The sequence below is a fragment of the Rhizobium nepotum 39/7 genome, assembly GCF_000949865.1.
In the GTDB taxonomy this organism is placed as follows: Bacteria; Pseudomonadota; Alphaproteobacteria; order Rhizobiales; family Rhizobiaceae; genus Agrobacterium; species Agrobacterium nepotum.
Genome location: NZ_JWJH01000002.1, coordinates 224,583 through 247,870 on the forward strand (window position 1 = coordinate 224,583; position 23,288 = coordinate 247,870).

Consider the following 23,288-nt stretch of genomic DNA (forward strand, 5'->3'; position numbering starts at 1 on the left):
GCCGCATTTGACCGCATTGCCGAATCCATGCTGCACTGCGATAAGCCGTCGTGTCTTGGGAGGAATTCGGTTTAAGGAACCAAGGCAATGACCACTCGCTTCCGTCCGGTACATTCCGGCTTTGAAACGCTCCGCCTGGCGGGCCTCGGCCCTCGCTCCAGTCAGGGTTACCATCGTTTCGGCGCTGCCGCTAACGAACAGATGACCGCACGCGCTGCCATGCAGCAGGTTCGCGTCACACGTCCTGCAGCTGTCTTCGCGGATTTCCGCGAGCGCTGAGAACACTCAGACCGGCGTAAAACCGGTCACATCTATGATTGCGCGCTGGCGTCTTTCTTCGGGAGGGCGCCTTTTGCTTTTGCAGGGCTATGCGCCGACTTGACGGCGGCTTTGGCCCGAAGACCGCGCGGCTTGCCGCAAACACCGCGCATGCCGCGTTGCGTTTGGGCGCATTCATGCGCAGCATCACCCCTGCGGCGTTGAGGCCTTGCGGGCCGCCCTTCTCGCCAGCCCCAGCTGATGTTCACGGAAAATGATGAAGATGCCTGCGAATACCACGATCGCCGTACCGATCAGCATGGTGAGAGTGGGAATGTCTCCGAACAGGATGTAGGCGACCGCGATCCCAAACACGATGGAGCTGTATTCGAAGGGTGCGATGGTGGAGACCTCCGCATGACGATAGCTCTCCGTCAGGAAGATCTGCGCGACGCCGCCGCAAATGCCGCTGGTGATCAGCAGAACGGACTGTCTCGCGTCCAGGTCGCTCCAGCCGAAAGGCACGCTGACCAGCGACAGCAATGTGGCGGTAAGCGAGAAATAAAGCACGATGGTCGGTGTTTTTTCCGTGTCCACCAGTTGCCGCACCTGGATCATCGCAAGACCGCCGAGTGCCGCGCCGCAAAGCACAGCAATGGCGCCCAGGCCCTCACCCGCGGCAAAACCGCCCTCCCTCAGCAGCGTCAGCTTCGGCCACAGGATCACCAGCACGCCCATCATGCCGACAAAAACCGCGCTCCAGCGGTAGATGCGCACCTTCTCGCGCAGGATGAAGGCTGCAAAGACGACGGCCAGTAACGGCGAGGCGTAACCGATGGCGATGAATTCGGGTAGCGGCAGCAGGGTCAGCCCGTAAAAACCGCAGGCCATGGAGAGAATGCCGAGAAAACCGCGCTTGAAATGGCCGACGAGATTGTTGGTGTGCAGCGCGCTTGTCAGCGCATGCAGCCAGGCAAGGTAAACGACGATGGGAATGATGGCGAAAGCGGAACGGAAGAAGGTGATCTGGCCCGCCGGCACATCGGGACCGGAGGCCTTGATACAGGTCTGCATTACCAGAAAGAAGCCGACCGAAATCAGCTTCATGCTTATCCCCCGAAAGGGATTTGTCGGTTCGGCGTTCATCGGGCAGTTACTCATATCGGCTGCGCAAACACGCCATCGGGTAATTTTTCACGGGGGAAGGACGACCTAAGGGGAATTGGACTAGCGCAAGGCTAGAACAATTACACCAATCGCTTACATCAAAAATTGTTATTCACCCATGAATTCGGTTGATCTGACTGCGGCGCGGGACCGTTTTCGACCGTCAAAGGCGCACCTGCTAAAATTTGAAGAAAATAAAATACAATTTCAGCAATCGTTCAACATTTGCTGACATGGTCCGCAGGTCCGGCAGCGGGAGGATCGTCTGCGGGGCTGGAAAAGCCTTCCATGGTGGGACAGAACGTCCTCCGACGCGCACATGATCGTGACGAATACTGCACCTATTTTACATCCGGGCCTTATGGCGACATGATGCCCCGGAGGACAACGACAAAGTTATTCAGGAATAGTCATGCGAACAGACACGGGCCAGATCGTTCACCTGGCGGATTACCGCCCCACCGATTTCGTTCTGGAGCGGGTGGATCTCACCTTCGAACTCGACCCCAGAAATACCAAGGTCGAAGCCCGTCTCATCTTTCACCGCAGGGAAGGCTCGGACCAGACGGCGCCGCTCGTTCTCGATGGCGACGAATTGAAGCTTTCAGGCCTGCTGCTCGATCAGATGGAGGTTCCCGTCGCGCAATATGATGCGACGCCGGATAGCCTGACCATCCGCGACCTGCCGGCGGAGGCCCCCTTCGAGATCTGCATCACCAATTACATCAATCCGCAGGTCAACACGCAGCTGATGGGGCTTTATCGCACCAATGGCGTCTATTGCACCCAATGCGAGGCGGAAGGTTTCCGCCGCATCACCTATTTCCCGGACCGGCCGGATGTTCTGGCACCCTATACGGTGACGATCATCGCCGCCAAGGAAGGCAATCCGCTGCTGCTGTCGAACGGCAATTTCCTCGGCGGCGGCAATTACGATGAAGGCCGCCATTTCGCCGCCTGGTTCGATCCGCACCCGAAACCCAGCTATCTGTTCGCGCTCGTCGCCGGCGATCTCGGCGTGGTGGAAGACACGTTCACCACCGTCTCTGGCCGCGAAGTGGTGCTGAAGATCTATGTCGAGCACGGCAAGGAGCCGCGCGCGGCCTATGCCATGGACGCGCTGAAACGTTCGATGAAATGGGACGAGGAGCGATTCGGCCGCGAATACGACCTCGACATCTTCATGATCGTCGCCGTGTCCGATTTCAACATGGGCGCGATGGAGAACAAGGGTCTCAACGTCTTCAACGACAAATTCGTTCTGGCCGACCCGGAAACCGCATCCGACGCGGATTACGCCAATATCGAGCGCATCATCGCGCATGAATATTTCCACAACTGGACCGGCAACCGCATCACCTGCCGCGACTGGTTCCAGCTCTGCCTCAAGGAAGGCCTGACGGTCTATCGCGACCAGGAATTTTCCGCCGATATGCGCTCGCGCCCGGTCAAGCGCATCGCCGATGTGCGTCACCTGAAATCGGAACAGTTTCCGGAGGATTCCGGCCCGCTGGCACACCCGCCGCGCCCGGATACCTACCGCGAAATCAATAATTTCTACACGACGACCGTTTATGAAAAAGGCGCCGAAGTCACCCGCATGATCGCCACGATCCTTGGGGAAGACGACTTCAAGAAGGGCATGGACCTTTATTTCGAACGTCATGACGGCGACGCGGCGACGGTCGAGGATTTCGTCAAGAGTTTTGCCGATGCCAGCGGCCGCGACCTGTCACAGTTTTCGCTGTGGTATGTCGAGGCCGGAACGCCGCTCATCTCCGTCTCCTCCGGTTACGATGCCGCCACTGCCACCTTCAGGCTGACGCTGGAACAGACCGTGGCACCGACGCCCGGCCAACCGTTGAAACAGCCTCGGCATATTCCCCTGTCGCTGGCGCTGATCCTCGATAACGGCCAGATCGCCGAACCGCAGGCAGTTACGGGCGGCGAATACCGCAACGGCGTGCTGCACCTGACCGAACGCAACCAGACATTTTCCTTTACCGGCATTTCCTCGCGGCCGGTGCTGTCGATCAACCGCAGCTTCTCTGCGCCGGTCAACCTGCACTTCGAACAGGGTGCTAGCGACCTCGTGCAGATCGCCCGGCACGAGACGGATATGTTCGCCCGCTTCCAGGCGCTCACCGATCTGGCTTTGCCCACGCTGATTACCGCCACCAAGGCCGTCCAGAACGGCAAGGAAGTGCGCATCGACGCGGACCTCATCGCGACGCTGATCGAAATCGTCGGTGACGACACGCTCGAACCGGCTTTCCGGGCGCAGGCGCTGGCGCTGCCGAGCGAAACGGATATTGCCCGGGAACTGGGCGGCGGCTACGATCCCGACGCCATTCACAAGGCGCGCAATGCCACGATCAAGGCGATTGCGACGGCTGGACTGGAAACCTTCAGACAGCTTGCGGACGACACGGCTGACGGCGAGGCCTATAGCCCGGATGCCGCCAGTGCCGGACGTCGCTCGCTGCGCAACGGTGCGCTCAACTATCTCGCCTTTGCGGAAGGAACACCGCTGCGGGCGGCAAAGGCCTATGCCGACGCCACCAACATGACCGATCTTGCGCATGCGTTAGGCGTGTTGACCCAGCGTTTCCCCGATAGCACCGAGACGAAAGAAGCGCTCGCCGCCTTCGAAACGCGCTTTGCCGACAATGCGCTGGTGCTCGACAAGTGGTTCTCGCTGCAAGCCGCCATTCCGGGTGACGGCGCACTGGACCGCATCAAGGCGCTGATGAAATCGAAACATTTCGTCGCCACCAATCCGAACCGGGTGCGTTCTCTGGTGGGCACGCTCGCCTTCTCCAACCCCACCGGTTTCCACCGTGCCGACGGGGAGGCCTATCGGTTCCTTGCGGAGCAGATCGTCGCCATCGACAAGCGCAATCCGCAGCTTGCCGCCCGCATTCTTACCTCCATGCGCTCCTGGCGGTCGCTGGAGGCAAGCCGCGCTGAACATGCCAAGGCCGCACTTTCGACGATCGCCGACGCAAAAGGCCTTTCAACGGATGTCAGCGACATTGTCGGGCGCATCCTGAAGGGCTGATTTCCTTCACTTTTCCGGCAGTTCGAAACGGACTGTCGGACCTGTCCCGAAAAAATACGGAGTCGGTTCAAGGGGTTAAAATTCTTTTAACTATTGCCTCTGGACACGGCGAATCGCATTTGATTCACTACGTATATTCGAGCGGCGGCGCTTCGAATCACTGGGGATATCACGAAGGCGGGACAATGACGAACGTGCGGCGGGCGACTGCGGGCGATGAGCGGCCGTATGCCAAATTTTCTGATCTTGCGGCCTGGGGCGAAAGGCTCTCCAGCGACCTGATGGGTTTGATGAATGGCTCCGACCGCCCGATGCCGCAGGTCGAGACCCTGCTGAAACGCCTGATCCCCATTCTCATCCTCGCCTTCCTCGTCGTCATTGCGGCTTCGCGCATGTTGGGCATCGTTGCCGAATACAGCCGCATGGAAGAGGCCGCCCGCCACTCCACGGCGCTGACGGCGTTGACGGCCAAGGCAGCCCTTATCAACAACGGTATTGTCTTTGCCTCGCAAGAGCGCACCCGTGCCGAGGCGAGCCTTGCCGCAGCGCTGCCTTCCGGAAGTCTTGCCGATGGCACGATGGTACTTCTGTCGGGCAGCAACGGCCGGATTTTCGCCGGTACCGGCAAGGACGCCACGCTCTATATCGGCACGTCGTTGCCCGCCTTGCTGCCTGAAATCGCCATCGTACAGCGATTTCCGGGCGCACCCGGCACCATCGAGACCAATATCGAAGGCGAGCCGCATTATGCGACGATGATCCCCTTCGGCGACGATGGCGGCATGGTGATCGCGTGGCGCTCGCTTCAACCGATCCGCTCGTTCTGGCGCAGCGAAATCGCCATGAATGTTACACTCTTCGCCGGCATATCCTCGATCCTTCTCGTCGTGCTCTACGCCTATTACATGCAGGTCAAACGCGCCCGCGACGCCGACGACATCTTCGCCGAATCCAACCTGCGGGTGGAGACGGCCCTGTCGCGCGGCCGCTGCGGCCTCTGGGACTTCGATCTTTCGACACGGCGCATGTTCTGGTCCGGCTCGCTTTACGAAATCCTCGGCAGGCCGCCGAAAGCAGCGCCGCTGTCCTTTTCCGATGCCGCGCGGATGATGCATTCCGAAGACGGTAATCTCTACGAGCTTGCCCGCGCTGTCGGCTGCGGCGATCTACGCCAGATCGACCAGATCTTCCGCATGCGCCATGCCAAGGGCCACTATGTCTGGCTGCGCGCCCGCGCCCAGGTCATCCGCACCAATAATGGCCCGCGCGTCATCGGCATCGCCATGGATGTTACGGAACAGCATCGCCTCGCACAACGTTATGCCGAGGCCGACCAGCGCCTGGCTGACGCCATCGAATCCACCTCGGAAGCCTTCGTGCTGTGGGACAAGAACGACCGTCTCGTAATGTGCAACACCCATTACCAGAAGGCTTACGGTCTTCCGGACAGCGTGCTGGTGGCAGGTACGGAGAAAAGCACCGTGCATGCGGCGGCCGCACGCCCGGTGGTGGAGCGGCGCGTTGCGGACCCCGACCAATCAGGCCTTTCGCGCACCACGGAAGTGCAGCTCGCCGACGATCGCTGGCTGCAGATCAATGAGCGCCGCACCCGTGACGGCGGCCTCGTTTCCGTCGGCACCGACATCACGCTTCTGAAGCGCCATCAGGAGCGCCTACGCGATTCCGAACGCCGGCTGATGGCCACCATCGGCGATCTTTCCGCCTCGCAGCACAAGCTGGAACGGCAGAAGACCGAGCTTTCCGACGCCAACGCCAACTATCTCGCCGAGAAAGAGCGCGCCCAGGCCGCCAACCTCGCAAAATCCGAATTCCTCGCCAATATGAGCCATGAGCTGCGCACGCCGCTCAACGCCATTCTCGGCTTTTCCGAAATCTTGCAAAACGAGATGTTCGGGCCGGTCGGTTCGCCGAAATATTCCGAATATGCCCGCGATATCCACGACAGCGGCAAGCACCTCTTAAACGTCATCAACGACATTCTCGACATGTCGAAGATTGAGGCGGGCCATATGCGCATCAATCGCGAGACGATCGATCTGGCGCCGCTCATCGAGGAAACCCTGCGACTGACCGCCATTCAGGCCGAGCAGAAGAACATCACCGTGCAGCAGAAGGTCTGCGCCGGGCTGACGATGCAGGGCGACCGCCGCGCCATGAAGCAGATCATGCTCAACCTGCTCTCCAATGCCGTGAAATTCACCGGCGATGGCGGCCGCATCGCGCTGCGCACCCATGTGCACGAGGCCGCCATGATCCTCACTATCGCCGATACCGGCATCGGCATACCCGCCCAGGCGCTCGACAAGATCGGCCAGCCTTTCGAGCAGGTGCAGAGCCAATACGCCAAAAGCCAGGGCGGCTCCGGCCTCGGCCTTGCCATCTCCCGCTCGCTCGTCAGGCTGCATGGCGGCACGATGAAAATCCGCTCCTGCGAAGGCCGGGGAACAGTGGTGACGATCATCATCCCACATGTGGCGGGGCATTGCGGCACAGTGCATTGAGTGGGTGTGGGGTCGCGCTAAAGCAACGGCGGCGCGCAGCACCCCCCTCTGCCCTGCCGGGCATCTCCCCCTCAAGGGGGGAGATCGGCTAGGAGCTAACACTCGCTCATTCGCAACATTAGAGGTGGCCTAAAAGGTGCCGCATATCGATCTCCCCCTTGAGGGGGAGATGCCCGGCAGGGCAGAGGGGGTATCGCACCCACCCACATCACCCGCCATTCTTCACCGTCGCCACAAAAGCCTTCCGCACCGTCTTCGCCAACCGCTTCACCTCGCCCTCCAGCGTGGAAATATCCGGGCAGTCTCCAGCCCGGCAGACGAGATCGATGAGGCCGGCCGGAGCTTCCTTCGGGTTGAAGGCGCCGTCGATGCACAGCCGCACGATCTGGGAAATCTCGGTATAGAGCGCCATTGCCGCCATGCAGTCGTCGAAGGATTGCTGCTCCATCACCGGCGCGGCCAGCACCTGCAACGCCTCTGCCGTATTGCGCCCGGGTTCGTGCGGGGCGAGACCCTTCACCGGGCCGACGAGCGCCAGATATTGGGCGATGAATTCCAGATCGACCAGACCGCCATTGATGAGCTTGAAGTCCCAGATGTTTTCCGGCGGCTTTTCCTGTTCGATGAGGCTGCGCATTTCCAGCACGTCGGCGGAGACTTTCGCCACCTCCCGTTTCCGGGAAAGCACCGAGGCAACGATGTGGCGCGCATCTTCGATAAGCGAAACATCGCCGCAGATCAGGCGGGCGCGCGAAAGCGCCATATGTTCCCAGGTCCAGGCTTCCTCGCGCTGGTATTTCTCAAAGGCGGAAATGCGTGTCGCCACCGGCCCCTTGTTGCCGGAGGGGCGAAGCCGCATGTCCACCTCGTAAAGCACGCCCTCGGCCGTTGGCGCCGACAGCGCCGCGATCAGCCTTTGGGTGACGCGGGTGAAATAACGCACCACGTCAAGCGGCTTTGCGCCGGTGGATTCATGGGCGGCATCGTCATAATCATAGAGGAGGATGAGGTCGACATCCGAACCGGCCGTCAATTCGAAGGAGCCGAGCTTGCCCATGCCCATGACGGCCACGCGCCCGCCGGGATAAGGCCCATGCGCCGCCTCCATCTCCGAAAGAACCGCATTCAGGGCCGCCTCGATCACCAGATCGGCGAGATGGGTGAAGGCGCGGGCGGCGATCTCACCACGGATAGCACCGGTCAGAAGCCGAACGCCGATCAGGAAACGCTGCTCGGCCGCGAAGATGCGCAACCGGTCGAGAATATCCTCGTAGTGGCGGGCATTGGAGAGAAAACTCGCCATCCGGCTACCGAGATAATCGCGCGTCGGCACATCGCTCATCAGCGCCGGGTCGAGCATGCCGTCGAAGACATGCGGACGCGCGGCGATGATCTCGGCAAGGCGCGGCGCCGACGACATGATCGTCACCAACAGTGACAGCAGCGCCTGATTATTGCCGAGCAGCGAGAAAAGCTGAATGCCCGCCGGCAGGCCGGAGAGGAAATTGTCGAAGCGCAGCAGGGCTTCGTCCGCCCGCTTGCTTTCGCCGAAGGCTCTGAGCAGATCCGGCGTCAACTCCGTCAGCCGCTCGCGCGCCTCGACCGATTGCGTTGCCCGGTAGCGGCCATTATGCCAGGTGCGGATGACGCGGGAAATATCCTCCGGGCGTTCGAAACCCAATGCCGCGAGCGTCTTTAACGTATCTGGATCGTCTTTCTGCCCGGTGAAGACCAGATTTCCTGCCTCACCGGAGAGCTTCGTTTCCTGCTCGAACAGCGCCGAGTAACGGCGTTCCACCAGCCGCAGCACCTCTTCCAGTCTTTCGGAAAACGCCTTCGTATCGGCAAAACCGAGCATGAAGGCGATGCGCTTCAATTCCGTCTCGGTGTCGGGCAGCACATGGGTCTGCTCGTCGCGCACCATCTGGATACGGTGCTCCACCTCGCGAAGGAACCAATAGGCCTCCGTCAGGCTGTCACGCGTCTCGGCGTCGATCCATTGCGCCTCGGTCAGCGCCGCAAGCGCATTTTCCGTTGCCCGCACCCGCAGCGCCGGCATACGCCCGCCGGCGATAAGCTGCTGCGTCTGCGCAAAGAACTCGATCTCGCGGATGCCGCCGCGCCCGAGCTTGACGTTGTGGCCCTTCACCGCAATCGCGCCATGGCCCTTATGCGCGTGAATCTGCCGTTTGATGGAATGGATATCGGCAATCGCCGCATAATCGAGATATTTGCGGAAGATGAAGGGCGTCAGTTCGCGCAGGAAATTTTCGCCTGCCGCAAGATCGCCCGCCACCGGCCGCGCCTTGATATAGGCGGCGCGTTCCCAGTTCTGACCTCTGCCCTCGTAATAAAGCAGCGCCGCTTCCACGGGGATAGCGAGCGGCGTCGAGCCGGGGTCTGGCCGGAGCCTGAGATCAGTGCGGAAGACGTAACCATCGGCCGTGCGCTCCTGCATGATGCGCACGAGGCGGCGCATCATGCGGCCGAAATTCTCCGTCGCATCATAGGGATCGTCGATGATGCCCGCCGACGGCTCGAAGAACACCACCGCGTCGATATCGGAGGAATAGTTGAGTTCGCGTGCTCCGAGCTTGCCCATGCCGAGCACGATCAGTCCCGAGCCTTCACTTGGCGCGGCGAAGTTCTTCAGTTTGAGCTTGCCGCTTTCATGGGCGACGAGCAGCAGATGATCGATGGCGGCGGAAAGCGATGCATCCGCCATGTCGCTCAGCCAGCGCGTCGTATCGCGGGCGGTGAAGATGCGCGCCAGATCGGCGAGTGCTGCGACGAAGGAAAGCCGCCGTTTGGCTATTCTCAAACGCGACATCACCTCGTTTTCGACGGGCACGCCACCCTCTTGCCCGGGCTTCCAGCAATCGCGGGCCTGACGGACAAGATCGGTCAGCAGCGGCTCCAGCGGTTTGGAAATCGCCAGTGTCAGCAGCCCTTCATCGGCCGCAGCCATGTCGCGCAGATAGGGCGACAGCGTGAAAGCCGCGGCAATGAATTCCTTCAGCGGGCTTTCACCGGCAAGCAGCGCGGCCACCGCCGGCTCATTCTTGCCGATGTCTTTCAGCGTCGAAAGAACCGATTTCAGTTCCGTCTGCGTATAGGGGCGGATCACGCCCGGCAGAACCTCGCTCAGCCGCCTTTGCGCGGTTTGGGGTTGCGTCACTGTCTCTCTCCCTCTCCCGACTGTCCCGTCCGCCCTTCGACCGTGCCTCGCTTTCGGGACGCACCGCCTCCGAAAACCGTCCTGCCGCCGCACGTCGTCGAAGCCTCCGGGCGCATACACTCCCGCGTTGTAACAAATGCGGGGCGCTTTGCGATCAGGAAAACCGCTTATGCCGATGTTTTCCAGATCCAGCACTCGGGCTTTCGTTTCGCACGATGAGGACCGCACCGCGTAATGTCGCTGCAATTATGCCCGCGTAGCGTCCTCCTCAACGAAACCCGACTCCAGGTTTTCCGGCGCTTCAAGCCCAGCCCGGAAATTCATCAAGGCTGCAACGGATATGATCATGAAACAGATTTTTACGGCAAAATGGCACAAAAACCTGCGCGCGCTGGCATTGTGCCTGACAGCGTTGCCGATGGCGCAGGCCGTCTGCACGCCCGTTTTTGCGGCCGATATCGGCAAATCGGACAGGTCGGCCGATCCGCAGGGCAATTTCGACGACGCCCGCTACAGCAGTTCCAGCGAATGGAAAATCACGCTCGGCGTGGGTGCGGTCTATGCGCCCAAATACGAGGGTTCAGACAAATTCGAGGCCGGCCCCTTCCCGCTGGTTTCCGTCGAGTACGGCGATACGCTGAGCATCGATTTCAGCGGCGCCACCGTCAACCTCTTCAACCAGAACGGCTTCAGACTGGGCGTCAAGGGCGGCTGGGAAGAGGGGCGCAAGGAAAAGGACGACAAGAAAAATCTTCGTGGGATGGGCGACATCAAGGCGGGCGGCGTGGTCGGCGGCGTCGTCGCCTATGGCGTCGACCCCTTCGAAATCTATGCCAAGGTGGACAAGACTATCGGCGGCAGCGAAAGTCTGACCGCCACTGTCGGCGCAAGCGTCTCCCAGAAATACGAGCAATTCATCTTCGGCGCTGATCTGTCCGCCACCTGGGCGGACGACAACCATATGAAATCCTATTTCGGCGTAACCTCTGCCCAGTCCGCCCGTTCGGGCCTGCGCCGATACGACGCGAAGTCGGGCTTCAAGCGCATCGACGCCAGTGCCTCCGTCTCCTACCTGATGACGGAAAACTGGACGTTGACGGGTGCCGGCGGCGTCGGCTTCCTGATCGGCGACGCCAAGGAAAGCCCCCTCTCGAAGAAGGACATTCAACCCTTCGCGATGCTTGGTGTGTCCTATACGTTCTGAGCCGGATCAGGCCTCAGCGACCGTTCTCGGGAAAGACCATCGAAACGGTCAGTCCCGGGCGGGCGGCGTTCGATGCGTCGGTGTCCGACAGCACGAGCGATCCGCCGTGCAGTTCCATTACGGCTTCCACCAGGGATAAGCCAAGTCCCGTGCCGGGTTTCGAGCGGCTTTCATCCAGCCGCACGAAACGTTTCAGCACCTCGCCGCGTTTATCGGCGGGGATGCCGGGGCCATTGTCGGCGACGGAAAGCACGATGGCGTCCGGCTGCCTTGCCAGACGCACGACGAGTTTTTTTTCGCCTTCGCCCTCGCAGGCATATTTCATGGCGTTGTCGATGAGGTTCGAAAGCGCCTGGCCGATCAGTTCCCGGTTGCCCTGTACCGAAAGGCCCGGTTCGATCTCGGCCTCCAGTGCCAACCCGGCATCTTCGGCCACCGGTTCGTAAAGCTCGGCGCTGTCGGCGGCGATCGCCGACATATCCACATCGGTCATCTCGGCGGCAATCGAGCCTGCCTCGACGCGGGAAATCATCAATAGGGCATTGAAGGTACGGATAAGCTGGTCGGATTCGGCGATGATGCCTTCGAGCGCCGCGCGCCGTTTCGTCTCGTCATTATCGTCCAGTGCTGCGGCGGCCTTGTTGCGCAGCCGGGTCAACGGCGTTTTCAAGTCATGGGCGATATTGTCGGAGACCTGCCGCAAGCCCTCGTTCAGCTTCTCGATACGGCCGAGCATGGCATTGAGCGAGCCGGATAACCTGTCGAATTCGTCGCCGGAGCGGCCCTGCGGCAGGCGCTGCGAAAGATCGCCGGCCATGATTTTCTTTGTCGCCGCCGACATGCGGTCGATGCGTTTGAGGGCATTGCGGCCAATGCCGAACCAGATCAGCAGCGCACCGGCACTCATGATGGCGAGCGCCACCATCAGCGCGTTGCGCACCAGCGCCCGGAACTTGGTCGGCTCGCCGAGATCGCGGCCGATCAGGATACGCAGGCCGTTGTCCAGCATGAAGACATTGGCGGTCGCCATATGCTGCACGCTGTCGCCGCTTTCGGAATAACGCTCGTAGCGGAAGGGGAAACCCGTCCAGCCCTCCTTGTCGAACACGCCAGGCTGCACGGAAGCGACATTGCCGGCAAGGATTTCGCCATTCGGGCCGGCGATGATGTAAAGGCTCGCCCCCGGCTGGCGGGCGCGGCGCTCCATCATCCGCAGAAGCGGGTTGATGCCGCCGCGATTATAGATGCGCTGCACGTCCGACACTTCCTGCAGCACCGCATCACGCGTCTGCTGGTTCAGCAGCCGTTCGGAAAGGGCGGTGACATAAAAGACCAGAAAGGCGGCGCAGAGCGCAAATAGCAGGATATACAGCGCCGAAAGGCGCACCGCTGTCGACCGGAACAATATTCTGAGGCGGGCCATTTTCGCCAATCAGCCCTCGTCCTTCATCATGTAGCCCGCGCCGCGAATGGTCTTCAAAAGCGGCTTGTCGAAGTCCTTCTCGATCTTCGAGCGGAGGCGGGACACGTGGACGTCAATCACATTGGTCTGAGGGTCGAAATGATAATCCCAGACGTTTTCCAGAAGCATGGTGCGCGTCACCACCTGGCCGGCATTCTTCATGAGATATTCCAGCAGGCGGAATTCACGCGGCTGCAACAGGATTTCCTTGCCGCCGCGACGGACATCGTGCGACAGCCGGTCGAGTTCGAGATCGCCAACCCGGTAGATCATATCCTGCTCGGGCTTGCCCTTGCGGCGGCCGAGCACTTCGATGCGGGCGAGCAGTTCGGAAAAGGCATAGGGTTTCGGCAGATAATCATCGCCGCCGGCGCGCAGGCCCGTCACGCGGTCATCCACCTGCCCCAGCGCGGAAAGAATAAGGACCGGCGTCTCGATGCCGCGCCGGCGCAGCTCGCTGATGACAGAAAGCCCGTCGCGGCGCGGCAGCATGCGGTCGATCACCATTACGTCATAGGAATTCTCGCAGCCCATGAACAGGCCGCTTTCACCATCGCTCGCGTGGTCGGCGACGATACCAACCTCCCGGAACGCCTTGGTCATATAGGCCGCAGCCTCGAGATCGTCTTCAATAACAAGAATCTTCATGTGCGGGACCATAGCGCCCTCGCCCTTTTCCGCACAACCGGAAACAGATGCGACAGACATTTCCTGAACCTTGTTTTCCATGAGATTTCCTCCGAAGTCCTGATCTCTAGCGTCTCCCGGCCTTGAGACGGGGCGATTGCATATGGACGGGTGGTTTTCGCTTGTTTCTTCTCCCCGCCGGGGAGAAGGTCGCGGCAGCGGGATGAGGGGGCGACGTTAGCGATAGACCGAGGGGTTGCCCCCTCATCTGCCCCTTTGGGGCATCTTCTCCCCGGCGGGGAGAAGAAATGGCCGGCAACGCCCTGCCATACTCAACCGCCCCATCTCAAGAGCGGGATACGATGCCGGCCTCGCAAGAGAAACCGGCATCGCATTTCACATTCTTAGCTCTGGTCGATATCGAGAGCGACAAAGCGGCTGCCATTGTCCGTCTGGATTTGGAACAGCGCCTTGGAGCGTCCGTCCTTCTTGGCCTGTTCGAGAATTTTCTCGATCTCGGCGGCGGAAGCCACCTGCTGGTTGTTGACGGAGGTAATCTTTTCACCCGTCTTCAGGCCACGGGCAGCAGCGTCACTGTCCGGGTCGACGTCGGTGATGGCAAGGCCGTTGCCGTCATCGGCGGGAGAAACCGTCAGGCCGAGGCTGGACAGCACCTTCTCGCTGGAAGACTGGCTGCCGCTGTCGTTGTTCTGGCCCGGCGTCGCCTTGGAGGCGTCGTCGCTTGCGAGATCCCCGAGCGTTACCGTCACCGACTGCGATTTGCCGCCGCGCCAGAGCGAGATTTCAACCTTGGCATTGGGGGCCATGCCGCCGATGCGGCGCGACAGATCGCGGGCATCCTTGACAGGCTCGCCGTTGACGGCGGTGATGATGTCACCCTGCTTGATACCGGCCTTGTCGCCCGGCGAGCCGGACTGCGGCGAGACGACGAGCGCACCGCTCGCTTCGGCAAGACCGAGCGATTCGGCAATGTCCTTGCTGACGGGCTGGATCTGCACGCCGAGCCAGCCGCGTTCGACCTTGCCGTCCTTCTGCAGGTCGGCGATCACGTCCTTGGCCACCGATGCCGGAATGGCGAAGGCGATGCCGACATTGCCGCCGGAGGGCGAGAAGATCGCGGTGTTGATGCCGACCACTTCACCGTTGAGGTTGAAGGCGGGACCGCCGGAGTTACCGCGGTTCACGGCGGCGTCGATCTGAAGGTAATCGTCATAGGGGCCGGAGCCGATATCGCGGCCACGAGCCGAGATGATGCCGGAGGTAACCGTGCCGCCAAGGCCGAAGGGGTTGCCGACGGCGACGACCCAGTCACCGACGCGGATCTTGCTGTCATCGGCAAACTGCACATAGGTGAACTTGCGGTTCACATCGACCTTCAGCAGCGCCAGATCGGTGCGCGGATCGCGGCCGACGAGCTTTGCTTCGAGTTCGGTGCCGTCATTCATCACAACCGTGTAGGCGGAACCGTCATCGACCACGTGATTGTTGGTCACGACATAACCGTCTTCGGAGATGAAGAAACCGGACCCCTGAGCGACCGGGCGCAGCGGACCCTTGCCGTCACGATGGCGGTTCGGGCCACGGTCGGAGCGATCCTGGTTGGGGCCGCCGAATTCCTTGAAGAAGCGCTTCAGCGGATGGTCGTCCGGCAGCTGATCGAGACCACGGCCGCCGAAGTTGAAGGAGAAGTTGCTGGCGTCGTCGGAAGCGGGCTGCACGTTCGACTGGACGCGAACGGAGACGACGGCGGGCGAAACCGCGTCGACCACATTGGCGAAGCTCGGAACCTGCGGCGCAGTCACTTCGACGGGTGCGGCAAACAAATGGGTGATCGGTGCGGCGATGCCGGTCGAAAGCATCAGCGCGGCAAGACCGCCAACGGTCGTCGCCTTCAGAACCGTCTTCAGCGAGGAACGTCCGTTTTGCGAGTGAGACATGGTGTACCTTCTTTCTTCATTCAGACTGGAGCCCGTTTTACCGGGGAGAAGCGGTGGATGAGAAAGATATAGGAGGTGACACCTTACAGCGAAGTGTCTGACGAATGAAAAATCCGTAATGTTGAAAAAGAACCGAGGACAGACATGGAAATCGATTATTTTTCAATGAGATTGCGAATTCGCTCTTCTTCGTCCGCGCTCAGCTTTTGCGGCCGCTCCTGCGTTGCCCGGCGGCGCGAAAAGATAAAGACGGCAAAAATTCCCGCAAGGGTGAGACCGATGGGCGCGCCCCACAACAGCACGGTGCGAAGGCTGAGGCGCGGTTTCAGCAGCACGAACTCGCCGTAGCGCGACACGACGTAATCGATCACGGCCCCGTCACTGTCGCCCTCAACCAGCCTGTCCCGCACCAGAACGCGCAGATCGCGTGCCAGCTCGGCATTGCTGTCGTCGATCGACTGGTTCTGACAGACCATGCAGCGCAGTTGCGAGGTGAGGTTCCTCGCCCGCTGTTCGAGCACAGGGTCCTTCAGCACCTCGTCGGGATTGAAGGCCGATGCGGGAAACGCGGCGAACAGAAGGGTGAGAAGAAGAGTTAGCCTCACCACACCCTCCCTCATTCCTGTGCTCGTCACAGGAATCCAGCCAGCCCAAGTCCTTGGGCTGAAAGGAGTCTTTCGCCGCGCAGACGCGCGTCGACTGGATTCCTGTGACAGGCACAGGAATGAGGGTAGGAAGGCCGCACTCATTCCGCCGCCTCCGGCATCGCGGCCGCTTTTACCGGCTTCGCCTTGCGGTTCGGCGCGCCCACCCGCAATCGTCTGTCGGAGAGCGATATGAAGCCGCCTGCCATCATGAAGAGCGTGCCGCCCCAGATGCAGAGGATGAAGGGTTTCCACCAGATGCGCACCACCATGCCGCCATCGGCCATGGGATCGCCGAGCGAGACATAAAGCTGGCTGAGGCCGAAGGTCACGATGCCCGCTTCCGTCGTCGGCATGCGGCGTGCGGTGTAGAGCCGCTTGGAAGACCAGACGTCGGCCACCTCCACGCCCGCCTTGCGCACGGTGAAATGGCCGCGATCCTCGGTGAAGTTCGGGCCGACGGCATGGCGAATGCCATCGAAGGTGAGGCTATAACCGCCCGCTTCCGCCACCATGCCCTGCTTCATTTCCAGAACCGTTTCGGTCTCGAAGGTGGTGACGGTGACGATGCCGAGCACGGTAATGCCAAGCCCCATATGGGCAAGCGCGGCACCGAAAGCCGAGCGCGGCAGGCCCTTGAGGCGGCGGAACGCAATGCCAAAGGCCAGCTTGCCGAAGTTGGCGCGATACCAGAGATCGGCGAACGCCCCGAAGATCAGCCAGAAGCCGGCGGCAATGCCGAGTGCCGCCAGCACCGGACCACCGTTTTCCACATACCACAGCGTCAGCCCGGCAAGGGCTGCAACGGCCGCCGCCACATAAAGCCGCTGGAACGCCCCGAGAAGATCGCCGCGTTTCCAGGCCAGCATCGGCCCAAAGGGCGTGACGATCAGGATCGGGATCATCAGGAGGCCGAAGGTGAGGTTGAAGAACGGCGCACCGACCGAGATTTTTTCACCCGTCAGCGTTTCGAGAATGAGCGGGTAAAGCGTGCCGATCAGCACGGTCGCGGTCGATACCGTCAGGATCAGGTTATTGAGGACGAGCGCGCCTTCGCGCGAGATCGGCGCAAACAACCCGCCCACCTTCAATGTCGGCGCGCGCCACGCGAAGAGCGCAAAGGCTCCGCCGATGAAAAGCGTCAGAATGCAGAGGATGAAGATGCCACGGCTCGGATCGGTGGCGAAGGCGTGCACGGAGGTCAGAACGCCGGAGCGCACGAGGAAGGTGCCGAGCAGCGACAGCGAAAAGGTCATGATCGCCAGAAGCACGGTCCAGATTTTCAGCGCCTCGCGCTTTTCCATGACGAGCGCCGAATGCAGCAGCGCCGTGCCCGCAAGCCATGGCATGAACGAGGCGTTTTCCACCGGGTCCCAGAACCACCAGCCGCCCCAGCCGAGTTCGTAATAGGCCCAATAGGACCCCATGGAGATGCCCGCCGTCAGGAAGGTCCAGGCGGCAAGTGTCCACGGTCTTACCCAGCGCGCCCATGCCGCATCGATCCGGCCTTCCAGAAGTGCTGCAACGGCAAAGGAAAAACAGACGGAAAAGCCGACATAACCGAGATAGAGCAGCGGCGGATGGATGGCGAGACCGAAATCCTGAAGGATCGGGTTCAGGTCCTGCCCTTCGGCCGGCACCCGCTCCAGACGCATGAACGGATTGGAGGTAAGCATGATGAACAGCAGGAAGGCGACGGAAATCCATGCCTGCACGGAGAGTACATTGGCTTTGAGCGTTTCCGGCAGGTTGCGGCCAAAGACGGCGACGAGCATGCTGAAAAACACCAGGATCAACAGCCACAGCAGCATGGAGCCTTCGTGGTTGCCCCATACGCCGGTCAACTTGTAGAGCATCGGCATCAGCGAATGGGAGTTTTCCCAAACATTACGGACGGAGAAATCCGAGACGGCATAGGCCCGCGTCAACGCAGCGAAGGACAAGGCCACCAGCAGGAACATCACGATGGAGCCGATCGAGGCGATATCCATCAACGCGCGGTCGTTGCGGCGTGCACCGATCACCGGCAGCGTCGAGACGATCAGCCCCACGGCGAGCGCCAGAACCAGAACATAGTGGCCGATCTCGTTGATCATCGCGTCGCTCCGGTCTTGTCGGCCGAAGCCCCGTCTGTGGAAGCACCGGAAGGCTGTCCGCCCCCCTCGGTTTGCTGCCACAGGCCCTTGTCCTTCAGCCTATCGGCCACTTCCTTCGGCATATAGTTCTCGTCGTGTTTGGCCAGAACGCTGTCAGCCACAAAACCGTGGGTCGCGGCATCGAAAACACCTTCCGTCACCACGCCCTGCCCCTCGCGGAAGAGATCGGGCAGGATGCCGGTATAGCTGACCGGTACGTTTGCTTCGCCGTCGGTCACGGTGAAGCTTACCGTGCGGCCCTCGCCGCGCTTGACGGAGCCTTCCGCCACCAGCCCGCCAAGGCGGATGCGGGTGCCGGGATTGACCGGCGTCTTCTCCAGATCGGCCGGCATGTAGAAATAGGCGATGGACTGGCCGAAGGCGAACATGACGAGCAACACCGCCGCAACGATGAAGCTCATGCCGCCCCCGATGATCGCCAGCCGTTTCTGTTTGCGGGTCATTGCGTCACTCCCTGCGGCGCCGCATTCGGCGGAGCGCTCCCCCTGACCGGTCCGGCTGAAACGCCCAATTCCTTTGCCAGTGCCAGAAGCTGTCTGCCCTGCTCGCCCTCGGGCGGAAAAGCCTGCAGGCCGGCTCTCAATGCCGCACCCGCCTTCGCTTCGTTCTTCAAGACGGAATAGGCGCGCATGAGACGCATCCAGCCCTCGAAATCAGCGGGGTCTTCTTTCAGCTTGGCGTCGAGGCTCGCCACCATGCCCTCGATCATCGCCTGTCGGTCGGCGGGCGTCATGTCTTTCGCCGCCGCCACATCGTCTGCGGTCGGGCCGGGTGCTGTGGGCGCTGCCTTACCGCCGGTTCTGGCGATATGTTCGCGCACCAGCGGCAACCATGGCGCGCCGGTCGGCGCATCCGCCGCCAGGGCCGCAAAGGCCGCACGCGCTTCTTCGGCCTTGCCCGCCTGCTCCAGCGAAAGCGCCAGATAAAAACGGGCGCGCGGGTTGCCGGGCTTCAACCGTTCGGCCTCGGCAAAGGCCTTGCGCGCGGCTTCGATGACGATGCCGTCATTGCCCGCCACCAGCGTTTCGCCAAGTCCCGTCAGCCGTTCCGGATTTGGTCCGTCGAGCCGAAGCGCATTGCGATAGGCAAGCTCGGCATCGCCAAGCCGCATTGTCTTGAAATAGATCGGCGCGAGAATATCCCAGCCAGCGCCGTCATCCGGGTTCTGCGCCAGATGCCTTTCGGCCCGGGCAACGAGAAGGTTCATGTCGTTGCCGGGGTTTTCGAGACGTGCTTCCAGCGGCATGTCCGGCACCTCCGGACTTCCCTTCCAGACGTAAAGACAGAGGCCGAGTGCCGGCAGCAGAACGGTGATCAGGGTTACGGCGAGATTGTGCCCAAGCGGCCGGGCGCTGCTTTCAGCACCTTGCCCGGCATCGGCGGCGGCAAGCAGCCGGCGGCCAATTTCGGCGCGGGCATATTCGGCCTCGGTTTCGCCGATCAGGCCGGCCGCGCGTTCACGGTCGAGTTCGGCGAGTTGGTCGCGATAGACGGCAACTTCGCCGTCGCGGCGCGTCTGCGACACCTCGGTCTTCCGCATCAGCGGGTACATCAGGACGATGGCGACAGCCGCCGTCAGTATCGCAACGACAATCCAGAACATAAGGCTCAATTACTCGAATGCACGGCACATGGAAACACGAAGCACGGAGATGACGTGAATTTGAGACATCACGCCGCACCGCCCGGCATGTTCCGGCTGCACCACGATGCCCCTTCCTGTCATTGTGGAAAGTCCGCGACGTTGATTTACGTCAAAGGAGACCAGCTGCCATCGGCATTGCGGCAGGCCGCACCCCGCACCCGGGTTTCCTTTTCATCGACAGTCAGGGTGTGGGAATATTGCCGGCAATTCTGGTTGCCGACCTGATAGGGCGCGTTGGCGACCACCTGCCCGCTGGCATCGTCGCCGGTCCATGAGACCGGCGTGCCGACCGGGGACGTTTCCAGCGCCTTATATTCCGCCTCGAGCGCCTTGGTCTGGTCGCCCCTGTCGAGTTGCACGCCGGTTCGCCCGACAATGCCGCCCTGCAGATTGGCAAGGAACGGTGTCGAAGGCTGCGCCGAGCGGCCAAACAGGCTGCCACCGCCCGCCGGGCGGGTGCCCGTGGTGGTGCAGGCGCTCAGCATCGAAACGCACAGGATCGAGAGAAGTGCCGGGCGTGACACCAGCGAACGCATCGTCACGGAGCGACAACCATCATACACGTCAACCAAACCCTGTCCTCTTTCCGCTACCGCATTGCACCTAATATACCGGCATTGAATTTCTTGCCTTTTTTCGTGGCTCACGCAAGCTCTTTCGAGAGGCCGGGCAAAATCAGATCGGCTTTCAGCCCGCCGATCCCGCTGCGCGAGAGGGAAAAACGGCCATGGTATTCAGACACCACCTCGGAAACGATCGACAATCCGAGGCCCGTTCCTGGCCGGCTCTCGTCCAGCCGCCTGCCGCGCTTCATCGCTTCGCTGATCTGTCCCGGCTCCAGCCCCGGCCCGTCATCCTCGACAGTCAGTTCCACCCAGGAGCGACGCGCGATTTCGGCATCGGAGGACGGGTGTGTGCCAGCGGTAAGCGTGACGACCACTCTCGTCTCGGCAAAACGCGCGGCATTTTCCAGAAGGTTGCCGACGACCTCTTCCAGATCCTGCTGCTCCATGCCGAGCACGGCGCCGGCCTGCTCGAAATTCAGCACGAACTGCTTGTCGGGGTTCAGGCGGCGCATCACGCGCACCAGCCGTTCCAGCGCCGGCTCCGCTTCCACTCGGGCAAGGATCGAGCCGCGCTGGGCGGCGATGCGGGCGCGGGAAAGATAGGACTGCACCTGCGCCTGCATGGCGTCGGCCTGCGCACGCACCAGATCGCCATGCTGCGGCTCCAGCGTGCGGGCCTCGTTCAGAAGAACGGCAATCGGCGTTTTCAGCGAATGCGCGAGATTGCCGACCTGCATGCGGGCGCGCTCCACAAGCCGCCGGTTGCTGTCGATCAGCGCATTGACCTCGTTCGCCAGCGGCTGGATTTCGCGCGGGAAATCACCTTCGAGGCTTTCCGCCTCCCCGCCCCTGATCTTGCCGAGCGCCACGCGGGCCTGATCGAGCGGCCGCAGACTGTAGAGAATGGCCAGACCGTTGACGACCAGACTGCCGACGCCGAAGACGGCGAGCGCCAGATAAAGGCTGTTGGAAAAATCGCGCACGTCGTCTTCAACGACATTCAGATTGCCGGAGACGCGAAACCGCGCCGCACGGCCCTCACCATCAAGCACGACTTCCGTTTCGGCCACACGCACCTTGTTGCCCGCCTCATCGGTGACGGCATAAAACCGCTCATAGCGGTTGTCGAATGGCGCATCGATGATGCTCGGCACCGGCAATGAGGACACGCCGAGCGAAGAGGAGACCAGCGGCGCGGTCTGGAAGTTGCCGAGCGGCTCCACCACCCAGTACCAGCCGGTATCGGGCTGCGAAAACCTGAGATCGCCGAGCTGCGGACTGCCCGCCAGCGTGTTCTCGTTGGAAATCGTCACGGAATTGATGACGTTATAGAGCTGGGCGCGCAGGAGATCGGTGAAGCTGCGCTCCACGCCCTGCCGGTAGAGCGTCGAAATCACGACAGCGATCACCACCAGCGCCAGCGCCGACCAGGCAGAGGCGAGCAGCAGAACGCGGGCGGTAAGAGAGTTACTTCGCATCTGCCGGCGCTTGCATCCGGTAACCGAGACCACGGATCGTCTCGATCAGATCAACCCCGAGCTTCTTGCGCAAACGTCCGACAAACACCTCGATCGTGTTGGAATCTCTATCGAAATCCTGATCGTACATATGTTCGACCAGCTCCGTGCGCGAGACGACCTCGCCCATGTGATGCATGAGATAGGAGAGCAGGCGGAACTCGTGCGAGGTGAGCTTCAGCGTCACGCCGTTGACGGTCGCCTTGGAGGATTTGGTGTCGAGCTTCACCGGACCGCAGACGAGTTCGGAGGAGGCATGGCCGGCGGCGCGGCGGATGAGCGCGCGCACACGGGCGAGAACTTCTTCGACATGGAAGGGCTTGGTCACGTAATCGTCGGCACCGGCATCGATGCCCGCCACCTTGTCGCTCCAGCGATCGCGGGCAGTGAGAATGAGGACCGGCATGGCCTTGCCTGCGGCGCGCCATTTCTCGACGACGGTGATGCCGTCCATCTGCGGCAGGCCGATATCGAGAACGATCGCGTCATAAGGCTCGGTATCGCCGAGATAATGCCCTTCCTCGCCGTCGAATGCCTGATCGACAACATAACCGGCTTCTTTCAGCGCATCGGTCAGCTGACGATTGAGATTGGCATCATCCTCAACCACGAGAATACGCATTGTCCGCCCTTTCCTGTGTCCCGGCCCGCGCGCGCGTTGCCGGTCATGCTAAGTCTCTCGGATCGTTTTCCGATATTTCGGCGATGCGGGCAAGGCTACATCGGCACGCGCATCGTCACCTTGCGCGGGCGCTCGCCATTGCCCTGGACGAGAACGGTGACGACACAGGACTGACCGTCGCCCGAGGGATAGACTGAAAGAAGCTGGCCGCCGGTTTCGCGCACCACGCGGGAGACGGCTGCGCCGCAGTCGCTCGCAGCCAGAATGTAATGGCCCTGCAAATCAGCCTCGGGCGCCGTGAAACCGGAAAGCCCGGCTGCAAGCGTCGCGATGATGAGAGGTGATGCCATTGCACAAATCTTCCAGATAAATCGGGTGCGTCTCGAACCGTATTGTGACCGAAGTTGTAGCGCAAAGCGTCTGAATGGCAAATGAATGCCGCCCCCGCCGCAACGGCGCACGGTGGGGACGGCATGGGCGCAAATCCTGTCAGCGGATGGCGCGGGTTGCCGAAAGGCGGCCGTAAAGCGCGATGAGGCCGCCAATTCCGCCAGCCACCGTCACCAGCCCCTCCGCCAGCTCGCCCTGCAGGCCTGCGGGCAGGTTAAGACCGGCGATGCTGAAAAGCGGTGCGAAAACCGCGATCAGCGCCCCCCAGATCGTGCGCGATTGATACCATGGCTTGGTAGTGTCCATAATCT

18 protein-coding genes are annotated in these 23,288 nt (G+C 61.5%); 4 read left to right on the top strand and 14 right to left on the bottom strand.

Translation table 11 applies throughout. The features are described from left to right. The first annotated feature begins 87 nt into the window (after window positions 1-87). On the top strand, window positions 88-279 hold the full coding sequence (locus tag RS75_RS02685) for a hypothetical protein (protein WP_003497027.1): 192 nt from the start codon (window positions 88-90) through the stop codon (window positions 277-279). Between the two features lie 186 nt (window positions 280-465). On the opposite strand, the gene RS75_RS02690 is transcribed toward RS75_RS02685, so the two are convergent. Continuing rightward, window positions 466-1,404 carry a DMT family transporter gene (locus tag RS75_RS02690; RefSeq protein WP_045017326.1) on the bottom strand — a complete coding sequence of 313 codons (939 nt, stop codon included), beginning with the start codon at window positions 1,402-1,404 and terminating at the stop codon, window positions 466-468. 433 nt (window positions 1,405-1,837) lie between these two features. On the opposite strand from RS75_RS02690, the gene pepN reads away from it, so the two are divergent. Then, window positions 1,838-4,486, top strand: a complete 2,649-nt coding sequence (pepN, locus tag RS75_RS02695) for an aminopeptidase N (protein ID WP_045017084.1) — start codon at window positions 1,838-1,840, stop codon at window positions 4,484-4,486. A gap of 185 nt (window positions 4,487-4,671) precedes the next feature. After that, window positions 4,672-7,008 (top strand): PAS domain-containing sensor histidine kinase, encoded by a 2,337-nt coding sequence (locus RS75_RS02700; protein WP_045017085.1) that lies wholly within the window; start codon window positions 4,672-4,674, stop codon window positions 7,006-7,008. Window positions 7,009-7,216: 208 nt separating this feature from the next. On the opposite strand, the gene RS75_RS02705 is transcribed toward RS75_RS02700, so the two are convergent. Further along, entirely contained in the window at window positions 7,217-10,186 is a 2,970-nt protein-coding gene (locus tag RS75_RS02705) for a bifunctional [glutamine synthetase] adenylyltransferase/[glutamine synthetase]-adenylyl-L-tyrosine phosphorylase (RefSeq protein WP_045017087.1), read from the bottom strand. Between the two features lie 340 nt (window positions 10,187-10,526). Here RS75_RS02705 and RS75_RS02710 point away from each other — a divergent pair, with 340 nt between their 5' ends. After that, complete coding sequence (locus RS75_RS02710) at window positions 10,527-11,390, top strand: MipA/OmpV family protein (RefSeq protein ID WP_045017088.1); 864 nt, start codon at window positions 10,527-10,529, stop codon at window positions 11,388-11,390. Window positions 11,391-11,403: 13 nt separating this feature from the next. On the opposite strand, the gene RS75_RS02715 is transcribed toward RS75_RS02710, so the two are convergent. The 12 genes from RS75_RS02715 to RS75_RS02770 form a co-directional block, all read right to left on the bottom strand. Beyond that, a complete protein-coding gene (locus RS75_RS02715) occupies window positions 11,404-12,813 on the bottom strand; it encodes a sensor histidine kinase (RefSeq protein WP_045017091.1) in 1,410 nt (469 codons plus the stop codon). A 9-nt stretch (window positions 12,814-12,822) separates the two neighbouring features. After that, on the bottom strand, window positions 12,823-13,581 hold the full coding sequence (locus RS75_RS02720; RefSeq protein ID WP_045017093.1) for a response regulator transcription factor: 759 nt from the start codon (window positions 13,579-13,581) through the stop codon (window positions 12,823-12,825). A 302-nt stretch (window positions 13,582-13,883) separates the two neighbouring features. Beyond that, complete coding sequence (locus tag RS75_RS02725; protein WP_045017094.1) at window positions 13,884-15,437, bottom strand: Do family serine endopeptidase; 1,554 nt, start codon at window positions 15,435-15,437, stop codon at window positions 13,884-13,886. A 155-nt stretch (window positions 15,438-15,592) separates the two neighbouring features. Then, on the bottom strand, window positions 15,593-16,057 hold the full coding sequence (locus RS75_RS02730) for a cytochrome c-type biogenesis protein (protein ID WP_045017095.1): 465 nt from the start codon (window positions 16,055-16,057) through the stop codon (window positions 15,593-15,595). Window positions 16,058-16,182: 125 nt separating this feature from the next. Beyond that, window positions 16,183-18,177 carry a heme lyase CcmF/NrfE family subunit gene (locus RS75_RS02735; RefSeq protein WP_045017097.1) on the bottom strand — a complete coding sequence of 665 codons (1,995 nt, stop codon included), beginning with the start codon at window positions 18,175-18,177 and terminating at the stop codon, window positions 16,183-16,185. After that, a complete protein-coding gene (ccmE, locus tag RS75_RS02740; protein WP_045017099.1) occupies window positions 18,174-18,680 on the bottom strand; it encodes a cytochrome c maturation protein CcmE in 507 nt (168 codons plus the stop codon). Before ccmE ends, RS75_RS02735 begins: the two co-directional genes overlap by 4 nt. Then, window positions 18,677-19,840, bottom strand: coding sequence for a c-type cytochrome biogenesis protein CcmI (ccmI, locus tag RS75_RS02745; protein WP_045017101.1), 1,164 nt, complete (start codon window positions 19,838-19,840; stop codon window positions 18,677-18,679). The genes ccmE and ccmI overlap by 4 nt, the downstream gene beginning before the upstream one ends. Before the next feature lie 146 nt (window positions 19,841-19,986). Next, on the bottom strand, window positions 19,987-20,418 hold the full coding sequence (locus RS75_RS02750; protein WP_045017329.1) for a membrane protein: 432 nt from the start codon (window positions 20,416-20,418) through the stop codon (window positions 19,987-19,989). Window positions 20,419-20,525: 107 nt separating this feature from the next. Continuing rightward, window positions 20,526-21,926, bottom strand: coding sequence for a sensor histidine kinase (locus RS75_RS02755; RefSeq protein ID WP_045017102.1), 1,401 nt, complete (start codon window positions 21,924-21,926; stop codon window positions 20,526-20,528). Further along, complete coding sequence (locus RS75_RS02760) at window positions 21,916-22,587, bottom strand: response regulator transcription factor (RefSeq protein WP_003512135.1); 672 nt, start codon at window positions 22,585-22,587, stop codon at window positions 21,916-21,918. Before RS75_RS02760 ends, RS75_RS02755 begins: the two co-directional genes overlap by 11 nt. 95 nt (window positions 22,588-22,682) lie before the next feature. After that, window positions 22,683-22,937 carry a hypothetical protein gene (locus RS75_RS02765; protein WP_045017107.1) on the bottom strand — a complete coding sequence of 85 codons (255 nt, stop codon included), beginning with the start codon at window positions 22,935-22,937 and terminating at the stop codon, window positions 22,683-22,685. Window positions 22,938-23,076: 139 nt separating this feature from the next. Further along, on the bottom strand, window positions 23,077-23,283 hold the full coding sequence (locus RS75_RS02770) for a hypothetical protein (protein WP_045017109.1): 207 nt from the start codon (window positions 23,281-23,283) through the stop codon (window positions 23,077-23,079). Window positions 23,284-23,288: the final 5 nt, after the last annotated feature.

What these genes read in the sequence shown, in the direction of transcription:
- RS75_RS02685 (WP_003497027.1), top strand. Translation starts at nt 88, where the DNA reads ATGACCACTCGCTTCCGTCCGGTACATTCCGGCTTTGAAACGCTCCGC.
- RS75_RS02770 (WP_045017109.1), bottom strand. Translation starts at nt 23,283, where the DNA reads ATGGACACTACCAAGCCATGGTATCAATCGCGCACGATCTGGGGGGCG.
- ccmE (WP_045017099.1), bottom strand. Translation starts at nt 18,680, where the DNA reads ATGACCCGCAAACAGAAACGGCTGGCGATCATCGGGGGCGGCATGAGC.
- RS75_RS02710 (WP_045017088.1), top strand. Translation starts at nt 10,527, where the DNA reads ATGATCATGAAACAGATTTTTACGGCAAAATGGCACAAAAACCTGCGC.
- RS75_RS02720 (WP_045017093.1), bottom strand. Translation starts at nt 13,581, where the DNA reads ATGGAAAACAAGGTTCAGGAAATGTCTGTCGCATCTGTTTCCGGTTGT.
- RS75_RS02765 (WP_045017107.1), bottom strand. Translation starts at nt 22,937, where the DNA reads ATGGCATCACCTCTCATCATCGCGACGCTTGCAGCCGGGCTTTCCGGT.
- ccmI (WP_045017101.1), bottom strand. Translation starts at nt 19,840, where the DNA reads ATGTTCTGGATTGTCGTTGCGATACTGACGGCGGCTGTCGCCATCGTC.
- RS75_RS02730 (WP_045017095.1), bottom strand. Translation starts at nt 16,057, where the DNA reads ATGAGGGAGGGTGTGGTGAGGCTAACTCTTCTTCTCACCCTTCTGTTC.
- RS75_RS02760 (WP_003512135.1), bottom strand. Translation starts at nt 22,587, where the DNA reads ATGCGTATTCTCGTGGTTGAGGATGATGCCAATCTCAATCGTCAGCTG.
- RS75_RS02715 (WP_045017091.1), bottom strand. Translation starts at nt 12,813, where the DNA reads ATGGCCCGCCTCAGAATATTGTTCCGGTCGACAGCGGTGCGCCTTTCG.
- RS75_RS02750 (WP_045017329.1), bottom strand. Translation starts at nt 20,418, where the DNA reads ATGCGTTCGCTGGTGTCACGCCCGGCACTTCTCTCGATCCTGTGCGTT.
- RS75_RS02735 (WP_045017097.1), bottom strand. Translation starts at nt 18,177, where the DNA reads ATGATCAACGAGATCGGCCACTATGTTCTGGTTCTGGCGCTCGCCGTG.
- RS75_RS02725 (WP_045017094.1), bottom strand. Translation starts at nt 15,437, where the DNA reads ATGTCTCACTCGCAAAACGGACGTTCCTCGCTGAAGACGGTTCTGAAG.
- RS75_RS02690 (WP_045017326.1), bottom strand. Translation starts at nt 1,404, where the DNA reads ATGAACGCCGAACCGACAAATCCCTTTCGGGGGATAAGCATGAAGCTG.
- pepN (WP_045017084.1), top strand. Translation starts at nt 1,838, where the DNA reads ATGCGAACAGACACGGGCCAGATCGTTCACCTGGCGGATTACCGCCCC.
- RS75_RS02700 (WP_045017085.1), top strand. Translation starts at nt 4,672, where the DNA reads ATGACGAACGTGCGGCGGGCGACTGCGGGCGATGAGCGGCCGTATGCC.
- RS75_RS02755 (WP_045017102.1), bottom strand. Translation starts at nt 21,926, where the DNA reads ATGCGAAGTAACTCTCTTACCGCCCGCGTTCTGCTGCTCGCCTCTGCC.